Annotated in this window: 14 protein-coding genes; 7 read left to right on the forward strand and 7 right to left on the reverse strand. The window is 69.5% G+C overall.

Features of this window, described 5'->3' with window-relative positions; translation table 11 throughout:
- Positions 1 to 40: 40 nt before the first annotated feature.
- Complete coding sequence (locus CNO20_RS18380) at positions 41 to 1,093, reverse strand: glycosyltransferase family 4 protein (protein ID WP_199174924.1); 1,053 nt, start codon at positions 1,091 to 1,093, stop codon at positions 41 to 43.
- A 107-nt stretch (positions 1,094 to 1,200) separates the two neighbouring features.
- Between CNO20_RS18380 and CNO20_RS18385 the strand changes: the two genes are divergently transcribed.
- Together CNO20_RS18385 and trxA are read left to right on the forward strand one after the other, a co-directional pair.
- A complete protein-coding gene (locus tag CNO20_RS18385; RefSeq protein WP_101297664.1) occupies positions 1,201 to 1,860 on the forward strand; it encodes a 2,5-diamino-6-(ribosylamino)-4(3H)-pyrimidinone 5'-phosphate reductase in 660 nt (219 codons plus the stop codon).
- Between the two features lie 168 nt (positions 1,861 to 2,028).
- Positions 2,029 to 2,370 (forward strand): thioredoxin, encoded by a 342-nt coding sequence (gene trxA / locus CNO20_RS18390; protein WP_101297665.1) that lies wholly within the window; start codon positions 2,029 to 2,031, stop codon positions 2,368 to 2,370.
- A 40-nt stretch (positions 2,371 to 2,410) separates the two neighbouring features.
- Here trxA and CNO20_RS18395 read toward each other — a convergent pair whose 3' ends face one another.
- Positions 2,411 to 3,205 (reverse strand): inositol monophosphatase family protein, encoded by a 795-nt coding sequence (locus tag CNO20_RS18395; protein ID WP_101297666.1) that lies wholly within the window; start codon positions 3,203 to 3,205, stop codon positions 2,411 to 2,413.
- A 344-nt stretch (positions 3,206 to 3,549) separates the two neighbouring features.
- Entirely contained in the window at positions 3,550 to 3,855 is a 306-nt protein-coding gene (locus tag CNO20_RS18400; RefSeq protein WP_101297667.1) for a NifU family protein, read from the reverse strand.
- Positions 3,856 to 3,997: 142 nt separating this feature from the next.
- Between CNO20_RS18400 and CNO20_RS18405 the strand changes: the two genes are divergently transcribed.
- Positions 3,998 to 4,723, forward strand: a complete 726-nt coding sequence (locus CNO20_RS18405) for a ribosome assembly factor SBDS (RefSeq protein ID WP_101297668.1) — start codon at positions 3,998 to 4,000, stop codon at positions 4,721 to 4,723.
- Positions 4,724 to 4,768: 45 nt separating this feature from the next.
- Here the strand turns inward: CNO20_RS18405 and CNO20_RS18410 are convergent, their stop codons facing one another.
- On the reverse strand, positions 4,769 to 5,110 hold the full coding sequence (locus CNO20_RS18410; protein WP_101297669.1) for an FUN14 domain-containing protein: 342 nt from the start codon (positions 5,108 to 5,110) through the stop codon (positions 4,769 to 4,771).
- 312 nt (positions 5,111 to 5,422) lie between these two features.
- On the opposite strand from CNO20_RS18410, the gene CNO20_RS18415 reads away from it, so the two are divergent.
- A complete protein-coding gene (locus CNO20_RS18415) occupies positions 5,423 to 5,773 on the forward strand; it encodes a DUF2209 family protein (RefSeq protein ID WP_101297670.1) in 351 nt (116 codons plus the stop codon).
- Positions 5,770 to 7,074: a GTPase HflX gene (gene hflX, locus CNO20_RS18420; RefSeq protein WP_101297671.1), complete on the forward strand. Its 1,305-nt coding sequence runs from the start codon at positions 5,770 to 5,772 to the stop codon at positions 7,072 to 7,074. Before CNO20_RS18415 ends, hflX begins: the two co-directional genes overlap by 4 nt.
- On the opposite strand, the gene CNO20_RS18425 is transcribed toward hflX, so the two are convergent.
- The 3 genes from CNO20_RS18425 to CNO20_RS18435 form a co-directional block, all read right to left on the reverse strand.
- Complete coding sequence (locus CNO20_RS18425; protein WP_101297672.1) at positions 7,075 to 8,094, reverse strand: NAD(P)H-dependent flavin oxidoreductase; 1,020 nt, start codon at positions 8,092 to 8,094, stop codon at positions 7,075 to 7,077. It lies immediately after the preceding gene.
- A gap of 242 nt (positions 8,095 to 8,336) precedes the next feature.
- Positions 8,337 to 8,882, reverse strand: a complete 546-nt coding sequence (gene moaC, locus CNO20_RS18430) for a cyclic pyranopterin monophosphate synthase MoaC (RefSeq protein WP_101297673.1) — start codon at positions 8,880 to 8,882, stop codon at positions 8,337 to 8,339.
- Complete coding sequence (locus CNO20_RS18435; RefSeq protein WP_199174931.1) at positions 8,875 to 10,296, reverse strand: NAD(P)H-hydrate dehydratase; 1,422 nt, start codon at positions 10,294 to 10,296, stop codon at positions 8,875 to 8,877. The genes moaC and CNO20_RS18435 overlap by 8 nt, the downstream gene beginning before the upstream one ends.
- Positions 10,297 to 10,422: 126 nt before the next feature.
- On the opposite strand from CNO20_RS18435, the gene CNO20_RS18440 reads away from it, so the two are divergent.
- Both CNO20_RS18440 and CNO20_RS18445 read left to right on the forward strand, forming a co-directional pair.
- Positions 10,423 to 11,622, forward strand: a complete 1,200-nt coding sequence (locus tag CNO20_RS18440) for an MFS transporter (RefSeq protein ID WP_101297859.1) — start codon at positions 10,423 to 10,425, stop codon at positions 11,620 to 11,622.
- An 83-nt stretch (positions 11,623 to 11,705) separates the two neighbouring features.
- Complete coding sequence (locus tag CNO20_RS18445; protein WP_101297675.1) at positions 11,706 to 12,308, forward strand: ArsR/SmtB family transcription factor; 603 nt, start codon at positions 11,706 to 11,708, stop codon at positions 12,306 to 12,308.
- Positions 12,309 to 12,345 lie beyond the last annotated feature (37 nt).

A 12,345-nucleotide genomic window follows, 5' to 3' on the forward strand; every position in this document is an offset into this window, starting at 1 on the left:
CGACGATCGGGAGGGCGTTCGAGAACCCCGCCCCGGGGCGTCACGCCCGGTTTGCGACGTCCTCGTACACGTCTATCGTCTCCTCGACCACCTCGTCCCACGTCCGCGGTTCGTACTCCGGCGGGCCGTCGCGGGCGAGCGCCGTCCGGATGCCGTCGGCGATCGAGTCCGAATCCGGTTCGACCTCGACGAGACAGCCCTCCGGGAGGCACTCGGCCACGCCGCACTCCGTCGCGACGACGTGGGTGCCGGCAGCCAGGGCCTCGGTGATGGTGATGCCGAAGGGCTCCGAGAGCGACGGCGAGACGAACACGTCGGCCGAGGCGTAGTAGTCGCCGAGTTCCTCCTCGGGGATGTAGCCGACGAACTCCACGCAGTCTTCGATCCCGAGCAGTTCGACGAACTTCTCCAGCTGCGCCGTCAGGTGCCCCTTGCCGCCGACGACGAGCGTCACGTCCGGGTCGCGGAGCTTCTTCATCGCGTACAGGAGGTGCGTGATCCCCTTCTGGTCCGTGTGACGGCCGACGAAAAAGAGCATGCTCCCGTCGATGCCGAGGTCCGCCTTCACGTCCCGTCCCTCGATGATCGGCGTCGAGAAGCCGTTGTGGACGACGTGCGCCTCCCCGCCGTACTGCTCGCGGAGGTTCCCCGCGAGGAGGTGGCTCACGGCGACGAGGTAGTCCGAGCGCTCGACCACGCGGCGCTCGGTTTCGCGCTCGCGCCGCGGCGGCGAGACGTTCCGGTCCGAGCTGAGCGAGTGAAACGAGGTGATCCACCGCACGTCGGCGTTCGACTTCGCGCGCGAACCCGGGCCGTAGCCGAACCAGTCGTGGGTGTGGACGACGTCGAATTCGCCGGCCCGCTCCGCGAACCGCTTGCTGATGCGGCCGATCCGCGTGATGATGTCCCCGTCGCCGGTGGGCACGCCCTCGATCCCCTCGCGCCCCTCCGGCGCGTACTCGGCGGGCAGCATCAGCTCGACCTCGACGCCCGCCTCGCGCAGCCCGTCGAACAGCTCGCCGACGTGCGTGTCCAGTCCGCCGGTGACGTTCGGCGGAAATCCCCACCCCAGCATCAGCACTCTCGGTGGCATACCAGTTGAATTTCTCCAGACCCTACTTATGACTTGTCGCTGGCACAACGTCGGGTGCCTGGCACCGAAAGCCACATCTCCCGCCCGCCCGACGCGGCGGATAGGCCATGCACGTCCTCGTCAACGCCGCGGTGAGCGTCGACGGGAAGCTCTCGTCCCGTCTGCGCGAGCAGGTGCGGATCAGCGGGCCCGACGACTTCGACCGCGTCGACCGGATCCGCGCGGCGGCCGACGCGGTGATGGTCGGCGTGGGGACAGTCCTCGCCGACGATCCCCACCTCACGATAGACCTGGAAGACCGGCGCGTTCAGCGCCTCCGGAGCGGCCGGCCGGCGAACCCCGCCCGCGTCGTCGCCGACTCCCGCGCGCGGACGCCGCCGGACGCGCGGATCCTGGACGACGAGGCGACGACGCACGTCCTCGTCTCGGAGGCCGCCCCCGACGCCCGCCTGACGCCGCTCCGCGAGGCGGGCGCGGAGCTCGTCGTCGCGGGCGAGGAGCGGGTCGACCTTCCGGCGGCGCTGTCGGCGCTCGAAGACGCCGGAATCGACCGCCTGATGGTCGAAGGCGGCGGCGAACTGATCTTCTCGCTGTTCGAGGCGGGGCTCGTCGACGAACTCTCGGTCTACGTCGGCTCGATGCTCGTGGGCGGCCGCGACGCGCCGACCCTCGCCGACGGCGAGGGGTTCGTCGAGGGGTTCCCGCGGCTCTCGCTCGAATCGGCCGAGCGGATCGACGACGGGATCCTGCTCAGGTACGCGGTCTGAGCCGGGTGCGTCCGGCCTCGGCCGGGTGCGCTCCCGGCGGAATCCGCCGTCGAACGCGAGGCGGTTCTCGCCGAGGGCGGCGCCGGATCGAGGCGGCGTCGACGCGGTCGTGCGCTCGGCGGGCATAGCTGATCAATAGTTAAGCCGCTCCCACCACTACGGTGGTCCATGAGCACGCCCGAAGCGAAGACCGGCGAGCCGATTCACGTCGAGAGCGAAGACCACCTGGCGGACCTCGTCGCCGAACACGACGTGGTTCTCGTCGACTACCACGCTGACTGGTGTGGGCCGTGCAAGATGCTCGAACCGACCGTGGAGGAACTCGCCGCCGAGACCGACGCGGTCGTCCTGAAGGTCGACATCGACGAACTGCAGGATCTGGCCCGCAGCGAGGGCGTCCGCAGCGTCCCGACGCTGCAGTTCTACGAGGGCGGCGAGCGCGCCGAGCGCGTCATCGGCGTCCAGGACAAGGCCGACCTCGCCGCGATCGTCGAACGGCTCTCCTCCTGAACTCTCGGTCGCGTCCCGCCCGAAACCGTAGTCGAGCTCGTCACTCCGTCGCCGTTCCGAACGCCTCGACGAGCGCGTCGTGCGCCTCGCCGTTCGACGCGACGAGGCCCGTCGAGTCGTGCCGCCACGGCTCGCCGCGGGCGTCGGTGACCGTCCCCCCGGCCCGGCGGACGAGGTGGACGCCCGCGACGGTGTCCCAGGGGTCCAGTCGGACGGTCGACACCGCGGCGTCGAGTTCGCCGGCGGCGACCATCGAGAGCGCCGCCTGTCCGCTCCCGACGTGCCGGAGGTCGCCGAACTCGTCGATGGTCGTCTCGACCGTCCGGGAGAGCTCACCCCGCGAGTGAGCGTCCAGCCCGAAGATCGCGTTCACGGTGAACTCCGCCGGCTCCGCCCGGTCGCTCACCGAGACCGCCTCGCCGTTTCGGGTCGTTCCGCCGTCGTCGGCCGCGTAGGTGTCCCCGAGAGCCGGGAGGTGATTCACCGCGGCGACCGGCTCCCCGTCGCGGACGGCGGCGACGCTGGTCGCCCACCGGCGGTTGCCCGCGACGAAGTTGTTCGTCCCGTCGATCGGGTCGACGATCCACGCCGGGCCCTCGGGCGGGACGCGCTTTTCGGCGTCGTCCTCCTCGCCGACGACCGGGTCGTCCGGGTACGACTCGCCGACGCGCTCTACGACCCGCCGCTGCGCCGCGCGGTCGGCCGCCGTGACGGGGTCGAGCGGTCCCGCCTTCGTTTCGACGGGGACGTCCGTCCGGAAGGAGTCGAGGGCGGTCGCCCCGCCGTCGCGCGCCGCGTCGAGAAGAACCGACAGCCTGCTGTCGGAATCGTCCATGCCCCTTCACTCGGAGGGCCGCCACCAAAGCTTTCCGCCTGTTCGATCCGGGCGAACGCGACTCGGTGCTCCCGCTCGGCCGCGTGCTCGTCCGCCAGCCGCTCGGCGGCCGTTCGCGTCCCGACCAGCGACTCGGTCCGACAGTCACGACACACCACGTGGAAGACGCCCTCGTCGGTACTCGTGTCTCCTTCGTCTGCGCTCGTCTCTCGGCGGCTACGAACCGCCCGCTCATAGTTACGAACCCGCTACAACGGATCTTAACGGGGTCAAAACCGGATTTCCGGTTCGCCGCGGGGCGTGCGCCGCCCGAACGCTCTCGCCGCCGGTCGAAAAACCGGCTCTCAGAACGGCACGTCGGAGAAGTCGTCGGACCCGTACCCGTAACCGTAGTCGTCCCCGCCCGTCGAGGCGTGGACGATCTCGATCTCGTCGAACTCCGCGACCATCCGCGCCTTGAGCGCCTGGATGGTCATGGGGGAGATGCCGCAGCCGCTGCAGGCGCCCGCGAGCGAGATCCACACCTCGCCCGTCTCCTCGTCTATGGCGTCGATGCCGGCGGTGCCGCCGTGCATCTGGATCTGCGGGAAGTTGCGCATCATGAACAGTTCGATGCGCTCCTCCAGGCTCTTTTCGGCGGTCGCGCTCATAGTCGTCCGGTGGCGGTCGACGGATATAGCGTTTCGCTATCGCGCGTCGGACGCGCGGCCTGCGCGCCGAACCGCGACGACGGCGACCCGGTCCTGTCAGGATCGGGGAGGGCTTTTAACGTCAGGGGTGTTACCCCGTCGTATGATTTCGCTCGACGAGGCCGTGACGGCCCGGCTCGAATCCCACGGCGCGCGGTTCGAGGTGCTCATCGACCCCGACGCGGCGCTCGCCATCAAGCGCGACGAGTTCGACGGCGACCTGACGGACGTGATCGCCGCCGAGGACGTGTTCGAGGACGCCTCGCGCGGCGACCGCCCCGCCGAGGACGACCTGGAGAACGTTTTCGGCACGACCGACCCCCTGGAGATCATCCCGGAGGTCGTAACGCGGGGGGAGATCCAGATCACGGCCGAGCAGCGCCGCGAGATGCAGGAGCAAAAGCGCAGGCAGCTCATCGACCGGATCGCCCGCAACGCGGTCAACCCGCAGATGGACGACGCGCCGCACCCGCCCGAGCGCATCGAGCGCGCGCTGGAGGAGGCCGGCTTCCGCGTCGATCCGATGCAGCCGGTGGAGACGCAGGTCGACGACGCCCTCGACGCCCTCCGCCCCGTCATCCCGATCCGGTTTTCGGAGGTGACAATCGCGGTCCAACTGCCGGCCGAATACGCCGGCAGCGCCCAGGCGCGCGTCCGCCAGTTCGGCGACCTCGAACGCGAGGAGTGGCAGAACGACGGCTCCTGGGTCGGCGTCGTGACGTTCCCGGCCGGGATGCAGAACGACTTCTACGACCTGGTGAACGAACTCACGAGTGGCGAGGCCGAGACGCGGGTGATCAAGGACAAAGACGAGTTACGGAGGCGGTAGGCGGGACGGAGGAGATCCGAGCACGGCGGGGCGAGAGCGCTCTGCTCACCCCTTTCTGAATCCGAGCAGGAAGCCCGCGGTGAACCCGCCGGAGATGGAGAGCGTCGAGAGGATCGTCATCGCCCAGTCCGGCGGCGCGCCGTCGGCGGCGTTTCGCCCGGTCTTCGCCACCCCGGCGGTGAGTCGCTCCCAGTCGACGCTGAGTACGCCGCGCGCCTCGAGGAACTTGAACAGGGCGAGTTCGAGGCCGACGAGGACCGCGAGCACCTTCGCGACTTTCTTCGCGGCGAAGCCGACGACAGCGCCGATCAGCGCGCCCGATCCGGCCTCGATGCCGAGCTGACGCAGATCGACCGTCGCGAACGCCGGGACGATCGTATCGAACATACGATGACTGAGATACCAGATATTATGAATTTTTAGTTCGCTGTCATTTGTGTCGGCGGAAACGCCACAAATACGGTTTTAAAGGATCAGAAAACCCCTTCCGATCCGGCCGTCGTGGTCGAATCCCCCACACTTATCAAAATTAGATACTAACGGTGACGGAACCGACCGCCCAGCCAGGAACGTTCAAGAGTGCGCGCGTCTTACGTCCGCCCATGCGGTTCGAGGTGCAACGAGAGGTGAAGAACCCCCGCCCCTGAGGGGACGCGACGGCGATCCGCCCCGGACGTCGCGGAGGTCGTCGGAGTCGACATCAGCGGCCGACACGAGGAGGACGGCGGGTACCTGATGGTCGCGGCCGCGGTCCACGCCGCCGTCGACTCGGCGCGCATCCGCAGCGTCGAGGGGATGGGATTCGCCGTGAGCCGATCCCGGCCGACGCTCGACGCGACCCTCTCCGTCGTCGCGGAGGCCGTCGGCGAACTTCCGGCACTCCCCGCCGGGCCCGTCGTGGCCGAGCGGGGGGAGTTTTACGAACGACCAGCATCGACAGTGTCACTCGAATTTCAACCCGACTTCAAGTACATAGAGAGCATAGCCGAGCGCGAAACAGTGCGGATCGCACACCACGCCGCGTACGCGGCGCGGGAGCTGGTACGATGACCGAAAAGCGGGCCATCGTCGCCAAACGCGCGGATTTCGGGGCCGCAGATCTGAGCGAGATCGCGGACCTCGCGCGTTCCGCCGGGTACGAGGTCGTCGGCGAGCTCTCGCAGTCGCGCGAGGAGGACGCCGCCTACTACTTCGGCGAGGGAAAGGTCGACGAACTCGCGGCTCTCGTCGCCGAACGCGACGCCGACTGCGTCATCGTCGACGGCCGGCTGGGGGCGTATCAGACGTACAACATCGGCCAGAAGCTCCCGGACGGGACCGAAGTCGTCGACCGCTTCACGCTCATCCTCGACATCTTCGGCCAGCGCGCGCAGACCCGGAAGGCGCAGCTGCAGGTGGAGCTCGCCGAACTCAGGTACGAGCTCCCGCGCGCAGAGGCGAAGGCGAGCCTCGCCAAGCGGGACGAGCGCCCCGGCTTCATGGGGCTCGGCGAGTACGACGAGAGCCGCGAACAGGACATCAAGGCCCAGATCGCGAACATCAAGCGGGAGCTGGACTCCATCGCCGACAAGGAGGAGACCCGCCGGGAGCAGCGCCGCGAGTCCGGGTTCGATCTCGTGGCGCTCGCGGGCTACACCAACGCCGGCAAGTCGACGCTCCTGCGCCGGCTCGCCGCGGATCTCGACGTGGAGCAGAACGAGGATCTCCACCCCGACCTCGACGCGACGGCGGAGTCGGAGGACCGGCTCTTCACGACGCTCGGGACGACCACCCGCCGGGCCGACACCGGCAAGCGGAACGTGCTGCTGACGGACACCGTCGGGTTCGTCTCGGACCTGCCGCACTGGCTCGTCGAGTCGTTCAGGTCCACGCTCGACTCCGTCTACCGGGCCGACCTCGTGCTCCTGGTCGTGGACGCCAGCGAACCCGTCGAGGAGATACGCGAGAAGCTCGTGACGTGCCACGACACGCTCTACGAGCGCAACGAGGCCCCCATCGTGACGGTGTTCAACAAGATCGACAAGGTGGGCGACGAGGAGCTGGCCGAAAAGGAGGCCGCGCTCACCGCGCTCGCGCCGAGCCCCGTCGCGGTGTCGGGGCTGACCGGCGAGAACGTCGACGAACTGAGCGCCCGGATCGAGGCGGAGCTGCCGCCGTGGCGCGAGGAGCGATTGATGCTCCCCATGACCGACGACACGATGCGCGTCGTGTCGTGGATCCACGACCACGGACACGTCGAGCGCGAGGAGTACGAGAACGACCACGTGCTGCTCGAATTCGAGGCCAAGCCCGACGTCGTCGAGAAGGCCCGGTCGAAGGCGGCCGATCTGGCCCCCGCGGAATCGGCGTAGCTACGCGGACGCGCCGGCGAGCCGATCGAGCGTTTGTTCCGTTTCGTCCACGAGGTCGGCGACGATCCGGCCGGCCGGTCGCGCGTCTCCGACGAGTCCGGCGCTCTGTCCCGCGAACAGCGCCATTGCCTCGACATCGCCCGTCACGTCTGGCGTCGCCAGCGCCTCGTCGTACCGCTCGATGGCGTTTCCCTCGGCATCCGTCGCGACGACGCCGTCCTCGTCGGGTCGATCACCCGGAGCCGGTTGCCCCGCGGCCTCCCACCGCTCGACGGTGCTGTTCCTGAGAACCCGGTGCGGCATCCCCGGCCAGCCTTTATCGAACAGATCGGAGTAGTACGTCCCCGTCTCGTCCGTCTCGGCGACCCGGCGGCGGTACCTCCCGTGAACGACCGCCTCCTCGCTCGCCACGAACCGCGTTCCGAGCCAGGCCCCGTCGGCGCCGAGCGCGAGCGCCGCCGCGACCCCCCGGCCGTCCGCGATGCCGCCGGCCGCGACGACCGGAGTCTCCGGAACTGCGTCGACGACGCGCGGAACGAGTGGCATCGTCGCGACCTCACTCTGCACGTGACCCCCGGCCTCCCAACCCTGTGCGACCACGATGTCTACCCCGGCGTCGACGGCCGCCCGCGCCTCCGCGGCGCTCCCTACGGTCTGCAAGGCGACGCCCCCTGCGTCGTGGACCGCGTCGACGTAGGATGACGCGTCCCCGAACGAGAAGGAGAATATCTCGGCTCCGGCGTCGAGACAGGCGTTGAGGTGCGTCGCGGTGTCGATCCGCTTCGTGCGCTCGTCGAGGACAAGGTTCACCCCGAACGGACTGTCGGTTCGTTCCCGGGTGCGACGGATGACCGCCTTCGTCTCGTCAAGCTCGCGCCACGTAACCGCGAGCGTACCGAGCCCGCCCGCGTCGGAGACGGCGGCGGCGAGTTCGGGACACGTCGCGCTCCCGATGGGCGCTTGGACGACGGGGGAATCGACTCCGAGCGCGTCGCAAAATGGTGTATCGAGCGCTGTCACGGGACGGCGTTCGCGCCAACCCGAGTTAGCTTCTCGGTTCGTCGCCGCCGACGCGAGCGATCCCGTCGGGGGCGAGGGTTCAAGTACCGAGACGGGACCACTCGGTCCCGTGCGGTGAACGCGGCCGCGAAGCGCTCCGCGGGAGTACGGCACGCCGCTTCGCGCGTGTCGAGTGCCGTCTGTTCGCACCGGTTCTCCCTCGGACAGGGACGCGACTCGGAATCGGCGACGGAGCGGCCGGGCTACTCCGGCGTCCGTTTCTCCTTCTCTACGACCCGAACGTCCGAGATTCGCGTGCCCGGATACTGCCCCTCGTCGTCCTTCTCGGCGGCCTTCACCATGTCCCACACCACGTTCAGGCCGGTCGTGACGCCCTCCAGCGCCTCCATCTCGCAGCCGGTCTTCCCGGTCGTCTCGACCGCGACGGTGAGGACGACCCGGTCGTCCCGCACCTCGAACTCGGTGTCGACGTTGGTGATCGGGATCTGGTGGCACATCGGGATCGTCTCCCAGGTGTGTTTGACCGCCTGGATCGCGCCGATCCGGGCCGTGGCGAGCACGTCGCCCTTCTCGATCTCGGCGGCGGACGGCGTTTCGCCCACCCTCCCGTCGTTCCGCTTTACCGCCTCGATCGTCTCGGGCCGCAGGCGGATCTCTCCCCGCGCGACGGCCCGCCTGGCCGTGTCGGGCTTCCCGCCCACGTCGACCATCTGGACGTTACCGCGGTCGTCGGTGTGAGTGAGCTCCGCGTTCGGCTCAGAGTCGCCGGACTCCGTCCCCTCAGACATCAGTCTCACCTCCGAGCGCGAGGGGGAGTTCGTCCACCATCTGCGACGCGGTGAAGCCGTAGCCCCGCTTCTCGAACGCGAGATCCCCGGCGCGTCCGTTAGCGTAGGAGGCGATGGCCGCCGCCTCGAACGGTTCGTGCACGGCGGCGAGTGCGGCGGTCGCGCCGGCCAGCACGTCGCCGGTTCCGCCGACGGTCATCCCCGGGTTGCCGGACCGCGAGACGCGGGTCCGCTCGCCGTCGGAGATGACGTCGTAGGCGCTCTTCACGAGCAGAACGTGTCCCAGTTCGGCGGCGAACGCCTCGACCAGGTCCGTCCGCTCGCGCCAGTCGTCGCTCGTCTCGCCGCCCATATCCCGGAGTTCGCCCTGGTGCGGCGTACAGATCAGCTCCGCCTCGGTGCTGACCTCGGGGACGACCCTGAGCGCGTCGGCGTCGACGACGGCCGTCCCGTCGAACTCCGAGAGGAATCTCCGGACGGCGTCCGTCGTCTCGGCGGCGTCTCCGAGTCCGGGGCCGATGACGACGACGTCCTTTCCGTCGGCCATGGACAGGAGGCTCTCAACGTGGTCCGGGACGAGGTGGTCGCCGTCGAGCGGATGGACGATGAGATCCGGCTCGTAGCCCTTGATCGCCTCGGCGACCGACTCGGGGCAGGCGACGTTCGCCAGGTCGCCCCCCGCACGGAGCACCGCCATCGCGGACAGGGCGGGCGCGCCGGAGAACGGACCGCCCCCGATCACGAGCACGTCGCCGTTTTCGCCCTTGTGGCTCTCCGCCTCTCTGCCGACGCGTCGGAGGTCGCCGGGACCGACGAACAGCTCCGCGGCCGCCGGGATGCCGATGTCGGCGACGGTGACCTCCGCGTCGAGGTCCGCGAGTCCGGGTTTCGCGTCGTGGAACGTGACGACGCGATCCGCTTCGACCGCCGCGCCGTCCGCCGCGCCGGTGTCGGCGTCGACGCCCGAGGGGACGTCGACGGAAACGACGGTCGCGTCGCTTCCGTTGATCGCCGCCGCGGCGGTCGCCTCCGGCTCGCGGAGGGATCCTTTCACCCCCGTCCCGAGCATCGCGTCGACGATCACGTCGGGGGAACCCAGGTCCAGGCTCCGCGAATCCGTGACGGTGCGGAGGTCGTACTCGGCCCGCTCCAGCGCGTCCCAGTTCTCGCGGGCGATAGTCGTCGAGATCGTCTCCGGGCGGCCGAGGAGGTGAACCGTCACGTCGTACTCGTCGAGGAAGCGGGCCGCGACGAAGGCGTCGCCGCCGTTGTTTCCCCTCCCGGCGACGATCGCGACGTTCGCACCCGGCTCGGCCGCGTCGCGGATCGCGCGGGCGACGGCGTTGCCGCTCGACTCCATGAGCTGCTTCCGGGGGACGCCCAGCGCCTCGGCGTTCTCGTCGACCGCGGCCATCCGTTCGGAGTGGATCATACGCGATCTTCTACCGGGCGGGCGTTAACGTATGTGGTGGCGGTCGACGACCGATCGCCGCCGGGCCGATTCGCAACGCTTGAACACCCCGTCGACGAACGACCGAGCGTGACACGACGGCTCTTCGGGACGCTCTGCGGGCTCGTCTTCCTCGTCAACTTCGGGCGGACAGCGTTCGCGCCGCTCGTGGAGACGTTCCAGGGCGCGTTCGGCGTGGGGCCCGCCGCCGTCGGCCTCGTCACGACGCTCGTCTGGGTGGGAACCGCCGTTCCCCGCATCCCGGTTGGATACCTGCTGACGCGCGTCCCGCGACACCACGTCGTCCTCGGAACCGGCGCGCTGCTCGCGGCTGCTGCGGCGTTCACCGCCGCGGCGACTTCGCTGTTCGCGCTCCGCGTCGGCGCGTTCGCCATCGGCGTCGCGTCGGGGGCGTACTTCGTCGCCGCCGTCCCGCTGGTCGGCGAACTCTATCCCGACGCGCTCGGTCGGGCCGTCGGCGTTCACGGCACCGCGAGCCAGCTCGCGGCCGTCGTCGCCCCGGTCGTCACGGTCACCCTGGTCGCGTCGTACTCCTGGCGCGCCGTCTTCTGGCTGCTCGCCGCCTTCGCGGTGCTCCTCACGCTCGCGCTCGTCGGCGTGCTTCGGGCCCGCGGCGGGGCCCCGGCTGAAGCCGCCGCTGACCGCGATTTCGTCGGCGCGCTCGCGCACTGGCGGATCATCCTCCTGGGCATCGTGATGGTGGGCGCGATGGGGTTCGTCTGGCAGGGTCTGTTCAACTTCTACGTGTCGTACATGGTGGACGGGAAAGGGCTCTCGGGGGCGGCGGCCGGAACGCTTCTGACGGTGATTTTCGCGGCCGGCGTGCCCGCGTTCTGGTTCAGCGGCCGGCTCGCGGATCGCCTCCCCCACGTGCCGTACATCCTCGCGATCCACGCCGCCTTCGTCGTCTGCCTGTTCGCGCTCACGAGCGCCTCCTCGTTCGCCGCGCTCGCCGTCGTGACGGCGATCACGGGGTACGTCGTCCACAGCCTGTTTCCGGCCCTCGACACGTACATGCTCGATTCGCTGCCCGCGTCGAACCGCGGCGCCGCCTACGCCGTGTTCAGCGGCAGCGCCCTCCTGATCGAAGCCAACGGGAGCGGCGTCGTCGGCGTCCTCCGCGGACTCGGATTCGCGTTCGACGACGTGTTCGCGGGGTTCGCGGTCTGTCTGCTCGTCGTCCTCGCGGCGCTCACCGGGCTGTACCTGGCGGGTCGGATCCCCGAGACGCGCGCCGATCAGCCCGACTCGGACGCGCTGAACCCTTGAGCTCGGACGCCTCGACGCAATTATTGTCAGCGTTCGTCAACTATTTCCGAAGGGTTTAGTACGCCTCGGAGGAACGATCCAATATGTCAGGGCTGCTACCGTCTGACACGGACACCACGCAGTCGCAGGGCGGCGATCTCCGCGTGCTCTGGCTCGACGACGAGGAGTCCGAACGGCTCATCAGTTCGCTGTCGTCGGACACAGCCCGATCAATCCTCACGGCCCTCCACGACCATCCCGCGACCGCCTCCGAACTCGCCGAGGAGATCGACACCTCGCTTCAGAACGTCCGTCACCACCTGAAGAACCTCCAGGAGGCGGGGCTCGTCCGGATCGCCGACACGCGCTACTCGGTGAAAGGACGCGAGATGAACGTGTACGGTCCGGCGGACGACTCGCTCGTCGTGTGCGTGGGCCGCGAGGACGATCGGTCGACGTTTCTCGACTCGCTGCAGCGGCTCATCGGCGCGGTCGCCCTGCTCGGAATCGCGAGCCTCGTCGTTCAGGCCGCGTTCGGTCCCGCGGTCGCAGATCTCGGCGGGCCCGGGACGGCGCCGCGCGTCGGCGACAGCTTCGGATCCGCCGCGGACCCCGTGCTGGGGCTCCTCCCGCCCGGCGCGGCCTTCTTCGCCGGCGGGCTGCTCGTGCTGGCGCTCGTGGCCGCCTGGGACGCCTTCCGACGGTGACGCGATGACAGTTCCCGTCCGCTCCGCCGCGGAGGTG

Origin of the sequence: Halegenticoccus soli, assembly GCF_002844195.1 — an archaeon.
Classification (GTDB): Archaea; Halobacteriota; Halobacteria; order Halobacteriales; family Haloferacaceae; genus Halegenticoccus; species Halegenticoccus soli.

What these genes read in the sequence shown, in the direction of transcription:
- CNO20_RS18380 (WP_199174924.1), bottom strand. Translation starts at nt 1,093, where the DNA reads ATGCCACCGAGAGTGCTGATGCTGGGGTGGGGATTTCCGCCGAACGTC.
- CNO20_RS18385 (WP_101297664.1), top strand. Translation starts at nt 1,201, where the DNA reads ATGCACGTCCTCGTCAACGCCGCGGTGAGCGTCGACGGGAAGCTCTCG.
- trxA (WP_101297665.1), top strand. Translation starts at nt 2,029, where the DNA reads ATGAGCACGCCCGAAGCGAAGACCGGCGAGCCGATTCACGTCGAGAGC.
- CNO20_RS18395 (WP_101297666.1), bottom strand. Translation starts at nt 3,205, where the DNA reads ATGGACGATTCCGACAGCAGGCTGTCGGTTCTTCTCGACGCGGCGCGC.
- CNO20_RS18400 (WP_101297667.1), bottom strand. Translation starts at nt 3,855, where the DNA reads ATGAGCGCGACCGCCGAAAAGAGCCTGGAGGAGCGCATCGAACTGTTC.
- CNO20_RS18405 (WP_101297668.1), top strand. Translation starts at nt 3,998, where the DNA reads ATGATTTCGCTCGACGAGGCCGTGACGGCCCGGCTCGAATCCCACGGC.
- CNO20_RS18410 (WP_101297669.1), bottom strand. Translation starts at nt 5,110, where the DNA reads ATGTTCGATACGATCGTCCCGGCGTTCGCGACGGTCGATCTGCGTCAG.
- hflX (WP_101297671.1), top strand. Translation starts at nt 5,770, where the DNA reads ATGACCGAAAAGCGGGCCATCGTCGCCAAACGCGCGGATTTCGGGGCC.
- moaC (WP_101297673.1), bottom strand. Translation starts at nt 8,882, where the DNA reads ATGTCTGAGGGGACGGAGTCCGGCGACTCTGAGCCGAACGCGGAGCTC.
- CNO20_RS18435 (WP_199174931.1), bottom strand. Translation starts at nt 10,296, where the DNA reads ATGGCCGCGGTCGACGAGAACGCCGAGGCGCTGGGCGTCCCCCGGAAG.
- CNO20_RS18445 (WP_101297675.1), top strand. Translation starts at nt 11,706, where the DNA reads ATGTCAGGGCTGCTACCGTCTGACACGGACACCACGCAGTCGCAGGGC.